Here is an 18,660-nt window from a genome sequence, read left to right on the forward strand (position 1 = left end):
AACACGAAGGAGATCATAAATCCATGAATGATTCCGTAATCCGGATTGATAAGCTGAATTTATATTATGAGAAATTTCACGCGCTGAAACATATAAACCTCGATATTCCTGAAAAAACGGTAACTGCCTTTATCGGCCCGTCCGGCTGCGGCAAATCGACTCTGCTGCGTACGCTGAACCGGATGAATGACATGATACCGGGAACGCGTATTGAAGGCACCGTGAGTATCGCAGGTCAGGATATATACGGCGATACTATGGAAGTAGAAACTCTGCGTAAGCAGGTAGGAATGGTTTTTCAACAGCCTAACCCATTTCCCAAATCAATTTATGATAACGTGGCCTACGGCCCACGTCTGCATGGAGTTCGGCAAAAGGACAAGTTGGACGAATTGGTCGAGCAAAGCCTGCGGCAGGCGGCACTCTGGGAAGAGGTCAAGGACTTTCTGAAGCGTTCAGCTCTGAGCTTGTCCGGTGGACAACAGCAGCGGTTGTGCATTGCCCGGGCGCTTGCTGTACAGCCAGATATTTTGCTTATGGACGAGGCGACATCTGCGCTAGATCCGATCTCCACGATGAAAATTGAAGAACTGGTTCAGGAATTGCGAGACACATATACCATCGTCATGGTGACGCATAACATGCATCAGGCAGCGCGTGTGTCCGGTCGAACTGCGTTCTTTTTAAATGGTGTTGTGGTGGAAGCGGCGGATACAGAGACGATGTTTTCCACGCCGCAAGATTCACGTACAGAAGATTATATTTCAGGGCGATTTGGCTAAAGCCTACCAGATGAATATGCCAGAAGGGGTGACTTCGAAATGATACGTAGAAAAGGTTTTGATGAAGGGTTAGATGAGCTGAGAGCCGTACTGCGCGAAATGGGTGCACACGTTTCGAAGGCGCTCGATCAGGCCATTGAATGTTTGCAGACCAAAAATATAGAATTGGCTCAGCAGGTGGTCAAAAATGATGCATCCCTCAATACGCTGGAAGAGAATATTCTCGATATGGGTTCCAAGCTCATTATTACCCAGCAACCGGTAGCGAAGGATTTGCGCCGGATCATTGTTGCATTTAAAATTTCCAGTGATCTGGAACGAATGGGCGATTTGGCACTTGATATTGCCAAGGTGACACTTCGTTTGGAAGGGCAGCAGATCATTAAGCCTCTGGTGGATATTCCGCACATGGCTTCCATTGTTAAAGAAATGATAGATGATGCGATCAAATCCTATTTGGATGAAAATACAGATCTGGCCTACAAAATGGCCAAAGAGGATGATCGTGTGGATTCCATGTATAGCCACATGATCAGCGATCTGTACGCCTTTATGGTAGAAAAGCCGGCAGAGGCTTCACAAGCCATGCTGCAACTGCTTGTAGGACGATACATTGAACGAATTGGTGACCATGCTACGAATATCGGTGAAAGTACTGTATATCTCGTGACAGGGGAGAGACCAGATTTGAACCAGTAGAGCTTTCAGGTATATAGCGGTTGTTTCTGACCCAGACTTGTCTTTGAGCAAAAGGCAAATTTGGTTAGGAAGCAGCCGTTTTTTTCTGAAAAAGGAGTCTTGTATGTTAAGATAGGAAGAGGAATGCGTAAAACGTAAGAACGTTACGAATGCATTGATGAACTTGCGAGGTGCTAAATGGATAAACTCATGCTTATAGATGGTAACAGTATCATTTACCGGGCGTTTTTTGCTATGCCACCGTTAACGAATTCGAGCGGGCAGCAGACGAACGCGGTGTACGGATTTACGACGATGTTATTGCGGCTCTTGGAGGAGCACAAACCAACACATATTCTGGTTGCCTTCGATGCCGGCAAAATAACGTTTCGCCATAAAGGATACGAGGATTACAAAGGTGGACGGGAGAAAACACCGCCAGAGCTGTCTCAGCAATTTCCGTTGCTGAAAGAGCTATTGACCGCTTTCGGCATTGCCCAGTTTGAACTGGATGGCTATGAGGCGGACGATATTATAGGCACCCTGTCCAAGACAGCGGACGAAGCCGGTTTTAATGTGCTGGTCGTGACTGGGGACAAGGATATGCTCCAATTGGCCTCAGACCATGTCACAGTCGGCTTGACTCGCAAAGGGGTTACTGAGGTGGAGACGTATGGACCTGAGCAAATTCAGGAACGATATGGCCTGAAGCCGCTGCAAATTATTGATCTTAAGGGTCTGATGGGCGATACGTCGGACAATATTCCTGGTATTCCTGGCGTGGGAGAAAAAACAGCGCTCAAGCTGCTGCATCAATACGGTTCAGTCGAAGAAGTGCTGGCGCACACGAATGAGCTGAAGGGCAAAATGAAAGAACGTGTAGAGACACATGCTGATGATGCGCGAATGAGCAAAGATTTGGCGACCATTTATCGGGATGTAACGTTGGACAAGCAGCTGGAAGATGTGGCCTTCGGCGGGCTGCAAGCAGAAACGGCCGGGCCAGCTCTGGCGAAGCTGGAGTTCAAGTCCTTGCTGGAGCGTTTATCCTTTTCAGGTGAGGTTGGAAGTACTGGGGTAGACGTAGAGGAAGCCGAGGCTGACGTAACAGTGCTGGATGAGCAGCGGATTAGCGAATTGGTAGAAGTGTTGGATCGTGTGGATGTGCTGCATGTTGAGACGCATGGTGATAATCCGCATCATGCTGACATTGTAGGTCTGATATTTGCCGCAACGGGACAGCAATTTTTTATGACACTGGATGCACTGCAAAGCGATGCAGCTACACCTATTCGCGCATGGCTTGCTGACCCTGAACGCAAAAAACGCGGTCATGATCTGCATCGAACGGATTTGGCTTTACACTGGCATGGAATTGAGTTTGCAGGTGCCGAGTTTGATGTGCAACTGGCAGGGTACTTGCTGGACCCAACCGATGCAAACCAGACATTGAGCGGATTGGCAGCCAAACATGGCTTGTCTTCGATCCGTCCAGACGAAGAAGTGTTCGGCAAAGGAGCTAAATATAAAGTCCCTGACGTGGATGTACTGTCCGATCATGTGGCGCGTAAGGCAGCGGTGATTGAAGCTTTGGTGCCTGTGCAGCAGGCGGAGCTGGAAAAAACGGAAATGCACAAGCTGTTTCATGAGCTGGAGATGCCGTTGTCCCGCATTTTGGCGGATATGGAGAAGCAGGGCATCTTGGTGAACGTAGAAGAACTGCGCGCTTTGGGGAAAGAATTTGAAGCCCAGATTGCAACGTTGGTGGGTGAAATCTACAGCATTGCCGGAGTAGAGTTCAATCTGAATTCACCTAAACAGCTGGGTGAGATTTTGTTTGATAAACTGGGTTTGCCTGTCATTAAAAAGACGAAAACGGGGTACTCGACCGATGCGGAGGTATTGGAAAAGCTGGCCCCCTATCATGATATTGTACAAAATATTTTGCAGTACCGTACAATTGCCAAACTCCAATCGACGTATGTCGAAGGATTGCTTAAAGAAATTTCGGAGAAAACGGGTAAGGTGCATACGTATTTCCGGCAGACGGTTGCAGCAACTGGACGCTTGAGCAGTCAATTTCCGAATTTGCAAAACATTCCGATTCGTCTTGAAGAGGGTCGTAAAATCCGCAAAGTGTTTGTTCCGTCCGAACCGGGCTGGTCTATTTTGGCGGCAGACTACTCACAGATTGAGCTGCGGGTGCTAGCTGATATTTCGGATGATGAACGTTTGAAGGAAGCCTTTGTCCACGATATGGACATCCATACCAAGACCGCATCCGATGTGTTTGGTGTAGCAGCGGAAGATGTGGACTCCAACATGCGGCGTTCTGCGAAGGCAGTCAACTTTGGGATTGTCTATGGAATCAGTGATTATGGTCTGTCACAAAATTTGAATATTACGCGGAAGGAAGCGGCTCGCTTTATCGACCAGTATTTTGATGTGTTCCAAGGCGTTCGCCGTTACATGGATGATATTGTGAAGGATGCGAAGCGGGACGGCTACGTAAAAACGCTGTTGGAACGCAGACGCTATTTGCCGGAGATTAACGCCAGCAATTTCAACCTGCGTTCATTCGCTGAGCGTACAGCGATGAATACGCCGATTCAAGGTACCGCTGCCGATATTATCAAGTTGGCGATGGTACAGATGGATAAGGCGCTACGTGAACGTAATCTTCGCAGCAGAATGCTGCTCCAAGTACATGATGAGCTTGTGTTCGAGGTTCCGCCTGAGGAAATGGAGACGATGAAAGAGCTTGTCCCGGCTACCATGGAAGCTGCATTAAAGCTGGCTGTGCCGCTCAAAGCCGAAGTAAGCTATGGAAGCAATTGGTATGAGGCCAAGTAAGATATTTCAATGAGTAGATAGTCCCAATTTGACGCTGCTTCCGTTATAATATAGGGTGAGGTGAAGACATCATGCCGGAATTACCGGAAGTAGAAACAATTAAACGAACGCTAAACGAGCTTATCGTTGATAAACATATAGATCATGTCACCGTGAATTTACCGCGGATCATTCAACGGCCCGATGATATCCATGCTTTTGCGATGGAATTGGCCGATCACCGGATTACAGGGGTGGAAAGACGCGGAAAGTTTCTGCGGATTTTGCTGGACGGGCTGGTGTTGGTCTCCCATCTTCGAATGGAAGGGCGATATGGATTGTATTCGCAACATGATCCTGTGGAAAAGCATACCCATGTCATCTTTCATTTTAAAGATGGTACGGAGCTGCGTTATCAGGATGTGCGCCAGTTTGGCACGATGCACTTATTTCCGGCAGGACAGGATTTGCTGGAAAAGCCGCTGAACAAGCTTGGTTTGGAACCGATGGACGAGGCCTTTACACCCGAAATGCTGCGTGTCGCTGTTGGAACTCGTTCGACTTCGATCAAGGCAGCGCTGTTAAACCAGTCATATGTGGTGGGCATTGGGAATATTTATGTAGATGAATCGTTGTTTAAGGCGGGGATTCATCCAGCACAGCCAGCCAAAAGCCTAACGGATAGCCAATTTCATGTCTTGCATGAAGCTATTGTCTCCACGCTGGGTGCGTCGATTCAGGTTGGAGGCTCGTCCATTAAATCGTTCGTTAATGGACAGGGCAAAACGGGCGACTTCCAGCATCAATTGCAAATCTATGGACGTAACGCGAAGCCTTGCATTAACTGTGGCACATTGATCGAAAAATCTGTCGTAGCCGGACGTGGCACACATCATTGTCCGGTCTGCCAGCCTCTGCGCTAAACAGGCACAGTCACCCCAAGCCCATCCCTCTCATATATTGTTCCAAGTACCAATACTGCGGAGGGTTTCGGTTGTTATAAGGCCCTGCCTTCGCAATGGGAGGGAATTGGAGTGGCTAATCATTGGGGAGCCCTGCTGTTACTGGCATTTGCGCTAAGTTTGGACAGTTTCGGAGTCGGTGTTACATATGGTCTGCGCAAAATGAAAATTCCACTGTTGTCGATTGCTATCATCTCCGTATGTTCAGGTTTGGTGATTGGCATATCCATGCAATTGGGCGCATTACTATCTCGTGTCCTGTCTCCTGTATATACGACCGTTTTCGGCGCTGTCATCCTGATCTGTATCGGCTGTTACTCTTTGTTTCAAGCTCTGCACCGCAAAGAGGATTCGCTAGAGGATTCAGCGGAGGCCTCTCGGGGGCTGCTTCTTACAGAACAGACTGATCCAGTGAGCAGATCTGTTCTTGGAGAGAAGAAGAGTATAGAGGATGCTGATACAGAGTCTTTCCTTAGCTCAAGAAAAGATCTGTCGGCAGAAGCTTCTGTAGAGCAGCAGGAGCGAACGCTATTTTCTCTGGAGTTCCGCAAATGGGGACTTGTTATTCGGATTCTTCGAAGCCCGTCTGCTGCGGATATGGACCGTTCTGGCAGTATATCTGCTACCGAAGCGGTTTGGCTGGGTATTGCATTATCGGTCGATGCGTTCGGAGCGGGATTAGGGGCAGCTATGCTTGGTTTTCAGCCACTGTCTACTGCGCTGGCTATTACGTTATTCAGTGGAACATTTTTGATTGCAGGGATGAAGGCAGGCTTCTTTCTATCAGCATTTCGATTTATGAAGGCGCTGGGTGTATTGCCGGCATTATTACTGATTATGATGGGCATATTGAAGCTGTTATGAGGTGAAAGAGCATGAATATCGGATTAACCGGAGGTATTGCTACCGGAAAAAGCACCGTGTCGGCTCTTTTGGTCGCCAAAGGTGCGCTGCTGATCGACGCAGATGCCATTGCCCGGGAAGTGATGCTTCCGGGGCATCCGGTGCTGGCGGCGGTCATACAGCATTTTGGACAAGCTATAGTGAACAGTGACGGAACCCTGCACCGCAAAAAACTGGGTGAGATTGTATTCGGAGACCCTGCCCAGCGGCAGGCACTTAACGATATTACACATCCTGCTATTCGTGAGGAAATGCGACTGCGTATGGAAGCATATGAACGGGAACAGCCGGACAAGCTTGTTTTGGCAGATATCCCGTTAATGTACGAGTCCGGGCTGGAGAGCTTGTACGAGGAAATTATGGTTGTGTACGTACCACGTGATATTCAGCTCCAGCGTCTGATGCTCAGAGACGGTCTGACGGAGGAACAAGCTGGACTTCGGCTGTCCGCACAAATGGATATTGAACAAAAGAAAAACTTGGCCGATATCGTTATCGATAATAGCGGAACACAGTCTGAGACGAAACGACAAATTGATCAATTTTGGCAGCGGAAGGGACTTGCATGAATATTTTGCGAAAGAAAAGAGTCCTGCTCACTTTGTTTGTCGGGTTTGTCCTGATTCTGTTCCTCAATTCAAATTGGATGTCCTGGTTCTATCCGATTCAATATAAGGATGAGATTCGGCAGTATTCACAAACGTATGAAGTGGACCCATTTTTGGTGGCGTCTATTATCCGCGTAGAAACCAATTTTAAAACCAGTAAGCAATCGCATAAGGGTGCACTGGGGTTGATGCAGATTATGCCGAATACAGCAAATTGGATTATGGACAGCGCCCAGATTCAAAAGGTTCCGCTAGACAGTGTCAAGCACGAGCCTGGTACCAATATAGAGCTGGGAACCTGGTATTTGCATAACCTATCCATGAAGTTTCAGGATAATCCTGTAGCAATCGTAGCTGCTTACAATGCAGGGCCGGGTAAAGTTCAAGAGTGGCTCGATAAGGGAGTGTGGGATGGAAAAGAAGAGTCCATTAAGCAAATCCCTTTTGGTGAGACACGACATTATGTACAGCGGGTCATTTATTACTACAGGCAATACACGAAAATTTATAATGATTTTTAAAAGACAAGTTAATGACATGATGAGCCTTTTCGCTTTAAAATGAAAAAAAGCGCAGGACAGGCTGTTTTTAGCAGCCCGTCCATACACTTTTTCTTGTTATTTCTGCATTATTACCGCGATTATTGGTATTGACCTGCCAATTGTTGTTCGGCGATCGTTACGAGGCGTTTTGTGATGTAGCCCCCGATCGAACCGTTCTCATAGGAAGTCATGTTACCTTGGTATCCATCTTGAGGAATGCTGATACCCAGCTCTTGAGCGATCTCATATTTCATTTGCTCCAGAGCGCCGGAGGATCTGCTGACTACCAGATTGTTGGAGTTGCCATTGTTTCCTTGTGCCATTGTTGTTCACCTCCTCGCGATGTGGTAAACATATTATGATCCGTTTTGACAAAATTATTACTAAAAATCTTCGGGAATTTATTGGAAAAAGAAAGTGGTGAGATTATGAAATGTCCGTATTGTGCCTACAATGGCACGAAAGTGTTGGATTCGCGACCTGCGAATGATAACAAGTCCATCCGTCGCCGCCGTGAATGTGAGCAGTGTGCCAGGCGTTTTACCACCTTTGAAATGGTGGAGGAAACCCCACTCATGGTCATCAAAAAAGACGGCAGCCGTGAAGAGTTTAGTCGTGATAAAATGCTGCGCGGTCTCATTCGAGCCTGTGAGAAGCGCCCAGTATCCGTCGAGCAATTGGATATGATCGTATCCCAGGTGGAGAACGCTATCCGCAACACAGCAGCCACAGAAGTCGATAGTCAGCAGATCGGGGAGCTGGTCATGGAACAGCTTTACCCAGTGGATGAAGTCGCCTACGTACGTTTTGCGTCCGTCTATCGTCAGTTTAAAGACATCAATATGTTTATGAAGGAACTGAAAACATTGTTATCTAAAGATACAGCCAGCGACTGATCGCTGACTGTATCTTTCTTGGGTCAAGGTGGGAAGATGATTATATTTTTTTAATAAAAGTATTGACACAGGAATAAAAATTTTATATGATATAGAAGTCGCTTGAAACGTTGATTAACTTACTTATGATGGGGCCTTAGCTCAGCTGGGAGAGCGCATCGCTGGCAGCGATGAGGTCAGGGGTTCGATCCCCCTAGGCTCCACCAAACTTTTATTATGGACTCTTAGCTCAGTTGGTAGAGCAGTTGACTCTTAATCAATTGGTCCAGGGTTCGAGTCCCTGAGAGTCCATCCTTTTAGAAAAAACGGCAGAGATGCCGTTTTTTTGTTGTTTATAGATCTATTCCCAGTCTAACCGAGAACAGTTATGGGGTTTTCATTAGCATTTTTTCATTAGCATATCAAAAGAAGTATGGCAAAAAAGAACATCATTGTTTAACGATGACTGACATAATCGGAAAGGGATTTGAGATACTCACCATTCACCAATTTTCTTGGGGCGAATACGGCTGTTAAGAAAGTTAGAGATTTTGAACGCGCGATTTTTTCATCCATCATGGAATGGTCGGCTTCAGGTAAATGAATCACGGACAGCAGTTCTGGAGGTATTTTCTGGCGATAGACTCGCTCGGTACCCTTTACATCAACATTAATATCTTTGCCAGCCAGAACCAAGAGTACAGGAGAATGGAAGTGACTTAATTCTTCGGTGGAATCAGACAGAAAATTTTTGCCTATAAAGCTCCATCTTTCTTTGGAAATCATATCGTCAGGATCGGCTATGCCTAGATATTCTTCATAAGAAGCATGCTTTTTCAGTAACTGTAGAACTTCTTGATCGTAGTTCAATGTCTTTTGAATTTCTTGCGGAGTAGCTCCTTCTTGTTCCATTTCTTTTCTGGTATTAAATTGTCCTTGGGAAATCCAGTTCACGGCAGGCGATACAAGGATGCTGAATGCAATATCATGCTCCTCTTTAACGATCTTCGGAATGACCCATCCTGCTTGACTGGCTCCCCATAGGCCGATTTTTTGCTTATCAATCATCGGTAAGCTTCTTGCCCAGTCTATTGCATATCGGATCTCCTGTGCGCGGTCCTCCATGCTTTGGTCGAGCCAATTGCCAGGAGCGCTGTTAATACCGGGCTTATTCAGTGACAGGGAGGCATAACCCTTGGAAGCGAACTTTTCCCACAGTGGTTTGTATCCATCATCATATGTGTCATTAATAGGACCATCCCCATGGACAAAAACAACCAATCCAACCTTTCCCGAGTAGTTCTTAGGCAAAGCTAATGTACCTGTTAACAGCCCTTTAGGTGTCTTAATTTGTATTTTTTCTTCTGTCATCTTGTAGGAATTTTGATATAGAACAATTAGTATCAAGGCAACAGCCAGAGCTGCCGCAATACCAAAAGTAAGCTTGAATGTTTTTTTCAACGATGCTCTCTCCTCGAATGCAGGTTCTCTTTCCAACTCATCAGATACCATACAGGCTCCTTGAACCAAAAATGCCGTAACCCATTATACTTGGATTGTTCTACTTCAAACGCCAGTTTGTGATACAAACGGATAGCCCCTTGGTTCTTATGCGCTACATGAAGCGTCAATGCATGAAACCCAGATTCAACCGTAAATTGCTGTGCGAAAGCTAGAAGACGGCGTCCTATTCCCTGGTTACGATGACTTGAACGAATCGCCAAATGATCAATGTAACACTCATTTGCAGCGGGGGTATACTCCAGCGCATGCATACCTGTCAAAAATTTAAATACATTGAAGCAACCAAACTGTTTTAGGAGCGGAGCTAAAGAAATGGGATTTGTTTCAGGAAGTGAAGAGGAGGGGGCCTTCCATTTGAGGGAAAGAACACCGACAACATCTTCGTTCTCTTTGGCTACAAATTGTTTCATAGATGAAGAATAAGGATTTTGAACCCAAACCTGCATTAACAACTTCTGTATATCTTGCTCCTCCAGTGTAACAAGAGATTGGAATTTTGCTTTAAACGATTCGACTAAAAGACTGCAAACAGCTTCATGGTCTTGTTTCTGGTATGCAACAATGTCAAAGGATTTTGCACTCATTTAACGCCCTCCAAGATTTATTCTACTTTAACCTGAATTTCGTATTGCAGCTTGTTGTTGTCGAACATCGAAAGATAAGATTTTTCTACTAGAACAATCTTGCTTTGGCAGTTATATTGGTGATGAGCTACATATCGTTCCATTTGTTTAATTTCATAATCAATCTCTGGTTCTTCAATGACGGAAAGATGCTTATAAAGATAGTTGCCCTCTTCCAGAATATAGTCAGCCACATCCGCCGTTTCATAACATAGCTTCGCCTGTCCAGCATCAGACAAGTAATGCAGGTCATTTTCAAATAATCGAGGTGGGGCAGGGCGGTGTTCAAATAGGTTACCGGCAGTGAGCTCTTGACCATTCTCCAATGCAAACCATAGCTTTAAATGACGGGGACCTAATCGTTTGACCTGATACTCATCGTCCTGCTGGGTCCGATTATTATGTTCTTCTAACACTTTGTGAATAAACTGTTCATGCATCTTCAAGTTAGCTATTTCGGCCTGTACCTTCTGCAACGAATGCTCTAAAAGCTGGTTATAGTCATCGGCAGCATAGGAAGTCATACATTCTTGAATCTGATCGACAGGGACATTTAATTTGCGTAATAATAAAATATGCGAAAGCTGATAAATCTCATGAAGCCCGTACATTCGATATTGATTTTCTTCTGTATGTGATGGATACAGGACTCCCTTTTCTTCAAAATAACGCAGTTGATGTACAGATACATTCATGAGCTGAGCAAGCTGGCTGATCGTAATGTGTTCTTTCAATGGTAGGACTCCTTACTGATAGTTGAATAACTCCACTATAAACCTTAGGTCAGACCTAGGGTCAATAGAAAATATCAAATCAAATCTTGGATAGGCGTATGTGTCGAGCATTTGATGCCCACACCAAGGGAGAGACTGGAGAGTTTACCTGTCGGTGATAACCCGTTATAATCATAAGATTAGTGAGCATAAACAAGATGCTCCGGATGAAGGTTAGAATGGGGAAATCATGTTGAAAACTTTTAAAAAGGTATACATTGAGATAACGAGCATTTGCAATCTCGCATGCAGTTTTTGTCCTCAAACACAGCGTGTCAAAAAATTTATTGATCCGGAAGTCTTTCGAAATGTGCTTGATCAGGTCAAACCACACACGGATTACATCTATTTGCATGTAAAAGGAGAGCCGTTGCTCCATCCGAAAATTGATCTTTTGCTGGAAAGTGCTCATGAGAAAGGCTTGAAGGTCAATATAACCACCAATGGTACCTTGCTGTCGAAGACCGGACATAAGCTGCTTGGGCAGCCAGCGCTGCGTCAGATGAACTTCTCTCTCCACAGTTTTGACGGGCATGAAGGCTCCGTGGATCGAGAAGGGTATTTGGGTAATATTTTCACGTTTGTAAGAGAAGCGGTGAAACACAATGTCATTATTTCGTTCCGTCTATGGAACTTGACTGAAGATAATTTGACTAATGTGCAGCGTCAGCGCAACCGGGAAACACTTGAACGACTGGAGCAAGAGTTTGGACTGGACTATCGGATTGAGGAAAAGGTGATACCGGGCAGTGGGGTCAAAATCGCACCAAACGTTTATTTGAATCAAGACCATGAATTTGAATGGCCGAGCCTCAGTGCTCCGGAAGATGACGGAAAAGGCTTTTGCCATGCACTCCGTAGCCAAGCGGCGGTATTGGTGGATGGAACGGTGGTCCCTTGCTGTCTGGATGGAGAAGGCGTCATAAATTTAGGTAACGTGCATGAACAATCTTTTTCCGACATTGTGGAAGGGGAGCGTGCAAACCGTCTGTACTTCGGGTTCTCTAAGAGAGAAGCGGTAGAAGAGTTATGCCGAAAATGCGGGTACCGCAAACGATTTGGAACATAACGGAGATTTGGCAGGTGGAGACTTCGAATCTCTGACAAATCGTTACCTTCGTTTTGAGTTTAGATTCTTAGGAAAAATCCGCTAAACATCAAGGATTTCTTGGTGTTTAGCGGATTTTTTGCATACGTAAAACATACTTACATTCAACTATTAACCAGCGCTTTGGCATACTGTTTGCCTGCCGAGAGAAGGCTGTCACTCAGTTTAGGATCATTAACAGAACGTGCAAGCACAAGAGAACCAACCATACTACTGAACAATGCACTGCCCTTGGACTGATCCATTCCCCCCAAATTGGAGATAAACGTAATCATTCTTTCCAACTCCTGCGTGAATATCTGCCGGATTTCTTCGGAAGAACGGGCTATTTCTACGGAAAGGGCAGGAATAATACAGCCTATTTCTGTTCGATCACGGTGATGGGTGCTTAAATAGTAATCGATGACAACATTAATTTTAGGATCTTGCTTTTCTTGGTCAACGGCCTCCTGAAGCAGTGCGAGGGTATCACTGACGGCATAGCGACAGGCTTCGGCGACTAGCTGTTCTTTGTTATCAAAGTGTGAATAAAACCCGCCGTGAGTTAATCCTGCCCCTTTCATAATAAAGGGCACACTTACATCTTGAATACCGTTGGCACGGAAAGCTTGGGCAGCACTTTCAACGATCTTACTCCGCACTTTCATCTTATGGCCTTTTGGATAAGGCATTGTAATCACTCCACGGGTTTATAATGCTAACTTCAAAATATTATAATCATCATAATAAAACGTGTCAATTTGTCTTCCTATAACGACAACTTCAGAAAGGCTGATCAAGACTATTGACGCTTTTAAAATATGATGACTATAATATATTATAATCATCATATTTTAAATCATGCCATTTTAACAGGAGGTATTAGTTATGAGCAAGCATGAATCTGTAGAAACACTGGTCATTGGATCAGGGCCAGGAGGTTATGTGGCAGCATTGCGTTCTTCTCAGCTTGGAATGAAAACGGCGATTGTTGAACGCAGTCAGCTAGGTGGAGTGTGCACGAATGTGGGCTGCATTCCATCCAAAGCTTTGATTGCCGAAGCACATCGCTATGATATACTCAGGCAGGTAAATCAGGCAGATGCAGCGATGTCATTCGTGAATGCTCAGGCTTTCAAACAGGGGATTGTGAATAAGCAGGCAGGCGGAGTTGGCTTTTTAATGAAAACGGCAGGTGTGAGCATTCTGGAAGGGGAGGCGAGTTTGGTTGATGGGCATACAGCCATCATCAATCAAAATGGAGCGGAACAAACGATATCCTTTAAGTATGCCATATTGGCAACCGGCTCCCGTCCAATCGAGCTGAAAGCATTTCCGTTTGGCGGACGTATTTTGTCCTCTACAGAGGCGCTTTCGCTTCCAGCGGTTCCGTCCAGCCTGATCGTGATAGGTGGTGGATATATTGGCGTTGAGCTTGGACAAATGTATGCCAAATTTGGAACAAAGGTAATGATTCTGGAGGGAGGGGAACGGGTGCTGCCGGGATTTGAGACGGACCTTGTGGCCCCTGTTGTTAAGCAATTGAAAACAGATGGTGCAAGCATCGTAACTGGGGCGATAGCCGAAAAAGTCGTGCATAATACGGATACTATTACGCTGCATTATTCAAAAGATCAAGAGCAGCATCATGTCACCGCTGAGTTTGTATTAGTTACTGTAGGCAGAAAACCGAATACGGATGGCAGATTAGGATTGGAGCACATTGGCTTGCCACTGACGAGCAGGGGGTTGATCGAGACAGACGAGCAGTGTAGAACGGCTATTCCGCATATTTTTGCCATTGGAGATATTACGGAGGGTCCAGCCCTTGCCCATAAGGCTTCCTATGAAGCGAAGATTGCGGCAGAAGCGATTGCAGGTCAAGCTGCTAAAGTGGATTATAAAGCCATGCCGCTGGTTGTCTTTTCTGAACCAGAGCTGGCTAGTGTTGGCCTAAGTGAAACAGAAGCAAAGGAAAAAGCCTTACCGATTGTCATTGGCAGAGCTTCCTTTGCAATTAACGGCAGAGCATTGGCGCTAAGGGCAGCAGAGGGGTACATCAAAATCGTAGCAAAGCAGGGGTCGGGGATCGTACTGGGGGCGCAAATCGTCGGCGTCGAAGCTTCAACACTCATTTCCGAGCTTGCTCTGGCTATCGAGATGGGAGCAACCGTAGAAGACTTAGCTCTAACCATTCATCCCCATCCTACATTGGGAGAAGTAATCATGGAGGCTGCGGAGAATGCGGTCAGAAAAATGGACCGTCCAAAGTAGAGGCTCCGTATGAAATCACTTCATTGCCTGTGAGAATAATTATCAACTATAATATATTATAGTTTGAATATGAGTTTGAGCAGGTACGTGGATGGTTTGGATCGGGGGCTGAACAAAAGCAATGAAGTTGAATGATCACATTTTGCTGTGGAATCATGTTTTTATACAGGTGATGGATGTTCGTCATAAGAAGATCGAAGAAGGGGAGGAGCTACGAACCTATCGACTTCCTGCCAGTGCGTTCTTGTATACCGTTCGTGGAAACGCACGGGTACGGTTGGATAACAGTATTCACAGGGTAGAGCGTTTCCATGTACTGCATGGCGGAAAAGGAATGTGCCTGAGTATCCTGGCGGAAGAGGTGCTTGAATATTACATCATTTTGTACAAGGCAACGTTTGCCCTGCCTAGCCGCAAAGAGATTGCACAATTGCTGGAAAAGGAAAATCCTTTTCAGAACCAGTATGCTTTCGCACCTCATTACCCACTGCCCCTGTACGATAAAGTGAAGCTGTTGGAGCAAGAATGGCGTGAAGCTTCCGGACTTGGCAAACTGCATGTCAAAGCCTTATTTCAACAATTTGTATATGAGTTGTTGCAGCAGTTGTATCGGCAGGGCATTGAGCCTCTTAAGCCCGACCTGGTATCGCAGGCTGTAGCCTATATTCGTGAGCATTTTAGTCGGCCTATGGCACTTGAGTCCATTGCAGAGGAGCTAGAATGCAGTATTGGACATTTATCCAGGTTGTTCAAAAATAAAATGCATACCAGTCCGATTCATTACTTGGGCCAAGTAAGAGCAGATCGAGCGGCAGAACTGCTAATGCAGACGGACGCCACTTTGCAGGAGATCGCAGAGCGTGTGGGATATCCAGATGCCCATTCTTTAAGTCGCAGCTTCAAGAAATATAAGGGACTATCTCCCGTACGATTCAAAAAGGAACGGGAGCATCATGCTCAGAAGCAAGATCAGGATATGCCCCAAACGATGCTTAAATATGCCCTTCAGCGGACATCTTTCGCACGTTATACTGATATTGATTATCAATATCGGTATAACGCGGAAGGAGATTTGTTTATGCACGGAAGAGTCAAAATAACGGCCATGATGATTATGCTGTGTTTATCATTGATGCTGGGAGCTTGCTCGGCTCCGACGAATACAAATGGAAGCTCGCAAACGAAGGCTAATCATCATACAGCGACATCATCCAACAGCGATGGACAAGCGGCAGTGCAAGCACAGACAAGAACGGTTAAGACATTAAAAGGCGATGTGGAAGTACCTGCAAACCCGAAACGAGTGGCATCGGATCAGTATATGGGTCATCTTTTGAAGCTGGGGATTATTCCGGTGGGGGTCAGAAGCTTTATGCTGAATGAGGCTTGGATTGATCAATCGGGATATCCCAAAGAGAAATTGGCCGGTATCAAGGATCTCGGTGAATTTCCTATGGATTTGGAGGAACTGACCGTTCTGCAACCGGATTTAATTATCGGTTCAATCGAAAAGAACATCGACAGCTACCAAAAGGTAGGAACGACTGTGTTCCTGCCGTATTGGGAAGGCGAATCTACAGCGGGACCGCTGGATAAATTCCGCAGAATTAGCGAAATCTTTGGCAAGCAGAAAGAAGCCGAGCAGTGGATTACTGAATATGAGAAGAAAGCTGCAGAGGCCAGAACGAAAATTCAAGGTATCGTTAAAGACGGAGAGACGGTTTCAATTGTACAAGTCGCCAATAAATCGATATATGTTTTTGCAGCAAAAGGCGGCAATTACGGAAGTCCGACCATTTATCAGATGCTAAAGCTGCCACCTACCAAAAAGGCATTGAACATGAAAGAAGGATTTGAAAATATTTCGCTTGAAGTTTTACCCGAGTATATGGGAGATCACATCTTTGTATACGGTTCAGAAGATGAAGGGGCTAATCAGATTCTGCATAGTGAGCTATGGAAAGGCCTTCCGGCTGTAAAAAAAGGACAGGTTTATATGTACGGTTCATTTAGCGATAAAGGGGATGAGTTTGTGATGGAAGACCCTTATTCATTGGAGCTTCAATTGGATACCATAGTTAATCTCTTATTAGCCCACAAAAAATAAAGCTGAATACAGCTATAAAAATCGAAAATACGTTACCGATGAAACACTTGATTCATAGACAAAAAAACTGCTAAAACGAGGATAAACCTCTGTGTTTAGCAGTTTTTTTGTCGTAATTCAACAGAGGCACTCACCTCAGTCGCTTATTGTAGTCGTCACCACGCCATTAATGACTGTTGTTCGCTGCAACGTCCTCGTTTACAAAAAACAGTGACTATTCTCACAAAAAACGACATCTTCCGACACTGGAATGCCATATTATAGTAAGTGTTGATAGGCTATAATCGTAGCAGTGAAAACGGATTGTCACAAAAATTTATTAGAGTCAGGATTGGTGGTTCAAATAATGAAGCTGGCAACAAAATTAACTTGGATGATGCTCATCATATTGCTTCTCGTAGGCTCCTCCATTGGATACTTCGGATATCGTACCGCTTACCATCAAGTGGATGAAGCTGCTGGAATCGAGCTGGTGGGTTGCGCCAATATTACGACTGGCCTTATAGATCCTGCGGATATATCGGCTCTGGTCAGTGGAGATAACAGCAAACTTGCTGCCATTGAAGACCGGATCGGCTGGATTGTAGCCCATAAGCCTATTTTTAAGGAGGCTTTTATTATCTCTTTAGATGGAAAAATTTTGGCCGCCGATGCCAACTTTAAGCAAAGAGGCTATCAAGCTGGCGATTCTTTCTACTTTACAGACGAAGACAAAGAAATGATAACTACCATGAAACATTCAGCATATTCCAAGGTTTATACATATGAAGGAACCTCGCTCAAAACTGGATACGGCCCCATTTATCAGGACCATGATCCCACCAAGCCCATTGTTGCACTGATGGCCATCAATTTTGACGGCTCGTTAATTCAGGAACGGACGTTGGATATTATTGTTCAGCCCTTTATTATTGGCGGCTCCATTTTCATCGTGGCTATCCTTGTTGTTTACCTGTTGATTCGCCATATGGTAAGTCCGCTTACCAAGCTGTCAGCCTCTGTGAACACCATTACCAAGGGCGACCTTACCCATGAACCGCTTCTCTTCAAAAACAAGGATGAAATCGGGACGCTGGCCCGCGACTTCAACGATATGACAATGAACCTGCGCAACCTGATTACTCAGGTCAATGACACCTCTATGCTGGTCGCTTCTTCCTCTCAAGAGCTGTCTGCCAGCGCACAGGCAACGAACCGTGCTGGAGAGCATAGCGTGAATGTTACGATTGAGTTGGCAGATGGGGCGCATACCCAACTGCAAAACCTGGAAGGAAGCTATAAAGCTATTCAGGATATGTCCCGCTTCATCAGCGATATTGCTGGCAATGCGGACATCGCAATGAACAAGGCCGCGGATAATGTCCAGAAAGCACGCCTTGGCCGGGAATCAATGGATTCCACCACCTCCCAAATGGGAGTTGTCAGCGAAAGCATCGGCGATCTCTCAAGCATTATTCATACGCTTGGCAGCCACTCCAAGGAGATTGAGAACATTGTCGGCACCATTGCCAGCATCGCCGAGGAGACCAACTTGCTGTCTTTGAATGCAGCGATAGAAGCTGCGCGCGCCGGAGAAGAAGGTCAGGGCTTTGCCGTTGTCGCTGGCTCTGTCCGCAAATTGGCCGAACGTTCTGCCAATTCTGCCACACAAATCAGCGAACTGATCAGTCTGATTATCGCCCAAATGGACAAGGCAGGAGAAACTATGAAGCGTTCCACGAACGAAATGATGCAGGGCAAGGAGTTGATCATATCAGCCGGGCGCTCCTTCTCCGAGATTGAAGTCTCCATCTCCGACATGTCTTCCCAAAGCGAGCAAATATCAGCCACAGTTCGGGATCTGGCGCTGATCTCTGAAGAGCTCGTTGAAGCCATTCAGAATACCGTAATGGTCTCTAACCATACGGTTAAAGGGGCAGAGTCCCTGTCCGCCTCTTCGGAGCAACAGCTTGCTGCCATGCAAGAAGTGGAATCCTCCGCAGCGCTCCTCTCATCACTGGCCGAGAAGCTTCAGGTGCTTGTAGAGAACTTCAAGATTTAAATATTCGAGGTTCAAAGAGAAATAAACCGCTAAAGACGAGGATAAACCC

Annotated in this window: 17 protein-coding genes and 2 tRNA genes; 14 read left to right on the plus strand and 5 right to left on the minus strand. The window is 45.7% G+C overall.

Annotated features, from left to right (window positions below; translation table 11 throughout):
* The first annotated feature begins 23 nt into the window (after nt 1-23).
* From pstB to ACUUJN_RS08505, 7 genes are all read left to right on the plus strand, one after another.
* A complete protein-coding gene (pstB, locus tag ACUUJN_RS08475; protein WP_023987922.1) occupies nt 24-782 on the plus strand; it encodes a phosphate ABC transporter ATP-binding protein PstB in 759 nt (252 codons plus the stop codon).
* Nucleotides 783-821: 39 nt separating this feature from the next.
* Nucleotides 822-1,481, plus strand: coding sequence for a phosphate signaling complex protein PhoU (gene phoU, locus ACUUJN_RS08480; RefSeq protein ID WP_023987923.1), 660 nt, complete (start codon nt 822-824; stop codon nt 1,479-1,481).
* Between the two features lie 177 nt (nt 1,482-1,658).
* Nucleotides 1,659-4,313 carry a DNA polymerase I gene (polA, locus tag ACUUJN_RS08485; protein ID WP_484669501.1) on the plus strand — a complete coding sequence of 885 codons (2,655 nt, stop codon included), beginning with the start codon at nt 1,659-1,661 and terminating at the stop codon, nt 4,311-4,313.
* 71 nt (nt 4,314-4,384) lie between these two features.
* Nucleotides 4,385-5,215, plus strand: coding sequence for a DNA-formamidopyrimidine glycosylase (mutM, locus tag ACUUJN_RS08490; RefSeq protein ID WP_023987925.1), 831 nt, complete (start codon nt 4,385-4,387; stop codon nt 5,213-5,215).
* Nucleotides 5,216-5,326: 111 nt separating this feature from the next.
* Nucleotides 5,327-6,118 (plus strand): MntP/YtaF family protein, encoded by a 792-nt coding sequence (locus ACUUJN_RS08495; RefSeq protein ID WP_023987926.1) that lies wholly within the window; start codon nt 5,327-5,329, stop codon nt 6,116-6,118.
* An 11-nt stretch (nt 6,119-6,129) separates the two neighbouring features.
* A complete protein-coding gene (gene coaE / locus ACUUJN_RS08500) occupies nt 6,130-6,726 on the plus strand; it encodes a dephospho-CoA kinase (protein ID WP_023987927.1) in 597 nt (198 codons plus the stop codon).
* A complete protein-coding gene (locus ACUUJN_RS08505) occupies nt 6,723-7,286 on the plus strand; it encodes a lytic transglycosylase domain-containing protein (protein WP_023987928.1) in 564 nt (187 codons plus the stop codon). Before coaE ends, ACUUJN_RS08505 begins: the two co-directional genes overlap by 4 nt.
* A gap of 119 nt (nt 7,287-7,405) precedes the next feature.
* Here ACUUJN_RS08505 and ACUUJN_RS08510 read toward each other — a convergent pair whose 3' ends face one another.
* Entirely contained in the window at nt 7,406-7,630 is a 225-nt protein-coding gene (locus ACUUJN_RS08510) for an alpha/beta-type small acid-soluble spore protein (protein WP_013309613.1), read from the minus strand.
* A 105-nt stretch (nt 7,631-7,735) separates the two neighbouring features.
* Between ACUUJN_RS08510 and nrdR the strand changes: the two genes are divergently transcribed.
* The 3 genes from nrdR to ACUUJN_RS08525 all read left to right on the plus strand — a co-directional run bounded on the left by nrdR (nt 7,736) and on the right by ACUUJN_RS08525 (nt 8,494).
* Nucleotides 7,736-8,203, plus strand: a complete 468-nt coding sequence (nrdR, locus tag ACUUJN_RS08515; protein WP_013309614.1) for a transcriptional regulator NrdR — start codon at nt 7,736-7,738, stop codon at nt 8,201-8,203.
* A 130-nt stretch (nt 8,204-8,333) separates the two neighbouring features.
* Nucleotides 8,334-8,409, plus strand: a tRNA-Ala gene (locus ACUUJN_RS08520).
* A 12-nt stretch (nt 8,410-8,421) separates the two neighbouring features.
* Nucleotides 8,422-8,494, plus strand: a tRNA-Lys gene (locus ACUUJN_RS08525).
* A gap of 144 nt (nt 8,495-8,638) precedes the next feature.
* Here ACUUJN_RS08525 and ACUUJN_RS08530 read toward each other — a convergent pair.
* Genes ACUUJN_RS08530 through ACUUJN_RS08540 form a run of 3 tightly spaced genes read right to left on the minus strand, consistent with a single transcriptional unit; the run spans nt 8,639 to nt 11,063 of the window.
* Entirely contained in the window at nt 8,639-9,643 is a 1,005-nt protein-coding gene (locus ACUUJN_RS08530; protein WP_484669502.1) for an alpha/beta hydrolase family protein, read from the minus strand.
* On the minus strand, nt 9,640-10,290 hold the full coding sequence (locus tag ACUUJN_RS08535) for a GNAT family N-acetyltransferase (protein WP_104411499.1): 651 nt from the start codon (nt 10,288-10,290) through the stop codon (nt 9,640-9,642). The genes ACUUJN_RS08530 and ACUUJN_RS08535 overlap by 4 nt, the downstream gene beginning before the upstream one ends.
* A 17-nt stretch (nt 10,291-10,307) precedes the next feature.
* Nucleotides 10,308-11,063, minus strand: a complete 756-nt coding sequence (locus tag ACUUJN_RS08540) for a helix-turn-helix domain-containing protein (RefSeq protein WP_028542888.1) — start codon at nt 11,061-11,063, stop codon at nt 10,308-10,310.
* Between the two features lie 229 nt (nt 11,064-11,292).
* Between ACUUJN_RS08540 and ACUUJN_RS08545 the strand changes: the two genes are divergently transcribed.
* The gene (locus tag ACUUJN_RS08545) at nt 11,293-12,171 is read left to right on the plus strand and encodes a radical SAM/SPASM domain-containing protein (protein ID WP_484669503.1); all 879 of its coding nucleotides are present in this window, start codon (nt 11,293-11,295) and stop codon (nt 12,169-12,171) included.
* A gap of 143 nt (nt 12,172-12,314) precedes the next feature.
* Here the strand turns inward: ACUUJN_RS08545 and ACUUJN_RS08550 are convergent, their stop codons facing one another.
* A complete protein-coding gene (locus tag ACUUJN_RS08550) occupies nt 12,315-12,881 on the minus strand; it encodes a TetR/AcrR family transcriptional regulator (RefSeq protein WP_023987933.1) in 567 nt (188 codons plus the stop codon).
* Between the two features lie 196 nt (nt 12,882-13,077).
* Between ACUUJN_RS08550 and lpdA the strand changes: the two genes are divergently transcribed.
* From lpdA to ACUUJN_RS08565, 3 genes are all read left to right on the plus strand, one after another.
* Complete coding sequence (lpdA, locus tag ACUUJN_RS08555; protein ID WP_484669504.1) at nt 13,078-14,463, plus strand: dihydrolipoyl dehydrogenase; 1,386 nt, start codon at nt 13,078-13,080, stop codon at nt 14,461-14,463.
* A 121-nt stretch (nt 14,464-14,584) separates the two neighbouring features.
* Nucleotides 14,585-16,570 (plus strand): AraC family transcriptional regulator, encoded by a 1,986-nt coding sequence (locus tag ACUUJN_RS08560; RefSeq protein WP_484669505.1) that lies wholly within the window; start codon nt 14,585-14,587, stop codon nt 16,568-16,570.
* Between the two features lie 346 nt (nt 16,571-16,916).
* Nucleotides 16,917-18,611, plus strand: a complete 1,695-nt coding sequence (locus ACUUJN_RS08565) for a methyl-accepting chemotaxis protein (protein ID WP_053325106.1) — start codon at nt 16,917-16,919, stop codon at nt 18,609-18,611.
* Nucleotides 18,612-18,660 lie beyond the last annotated feature (49 nt).

It is taken from the genome of Paenibacillus sp. LRG-1, from assembly GCF_057220305.1.

Excerpts from the sequence above, each read along its gene's own strand:
- pstB (WP_023987922.1), top strand. The coding sequence starts at position 24 with ATGAATGATTCCGTAATCCGGATTGATAAGCTGAATTTATATTATGAG.
- phoU (WP_023987923.1), top strand. The coding sequence starts at position 822 with ATGATACGTAGAAAAGGTTTTGATGAAGGGTTAGATGAGCTGAGAGCC.
- polA (WP_484669501.1), top strand. The coding sequence starts at position 1,659 with ATGGATAAACTCATGCTTATAGATGGTAACAGTATCATTTACCGGGCG.
- mutM (WP_023987925.1), top strand. The coding sequence starts at position 4,385 with ATGCCGGAATTACCGGAAGTAGAAACAATTAAACGAACGCTAAACGAG.
- coaE (WP_023987927.1), top strand. The coding sequence starts at position 6,130 with ATGAATATCGGATTAACCGGAGGTATTGCTACCGGAAAAAGCACCGTG.
- ACUUJN_RS08505 (WP_023987928.1), top strand. The coding sequence starts at position 6,723 with ATGAATATTTTGCGAAAGAAAAGAGTCCTGCTCACTTTGTTTGTCGGG.
- ACUUJN_RS08510 (WP_013309613.1), bottom strand. The coding sequence starts at position 7,630 with ATGGCACAAGGAAACAATGGCAACTCCAACAATCTGGTAGTCAGCAGA.
- nrdR (WP_013309614.1), top strand. The coding sequence starts at position 7,736 with ATGAAATGTCCGTATTGTGCCTACAATGGCACGAAAGTGTTGGATTCG.
- ACUUJN_RS08535 (WP_104411499.1), bottom strand. The coding sequence starts at position 10,290 with ATGAGTGCAAAATCCTTTGACATTGTTGCATACCAGAAACAAGACCAT.
- ACUUJN_RS08545 (WP_484669503.1), top strand. The coding sequence starts at position 11,293 with ATGTTGAAAACTTTTAAAAAGGTATACATTGAGATAACGAGCATTTGC.
- ACUUJN_RS08550 (WP_023987933.1), bottom strand. The coding sequence starts at position 12,881 with ATGCCTTATCCAAAAGGCCATAAGATGAAAGTGCGGAGTAAGATCGTT.
- lpdA (WP_484669504.1), top strand. The coding sequence starts at position 13,078 with ATGAGCAAGCATGAATCTGTAGAAACACTGGTCATTGGATCAGGGCCA.
- ACUUJN_RS08560 (WP_484669505.1), top strand. The coding sequence starts at position 14,585 with ATGAAGTTGAATGATCACATTTTGCTGTGGAATCATGTTTTTATACAG.
- ACUUJN_RS08565 (WP_053325106.1), top strand. The coding sequence starts at position 16,917 with ATGAAGCTGGCAACAAAATTAACTTGGATGATGCTCATCATATTGCTT.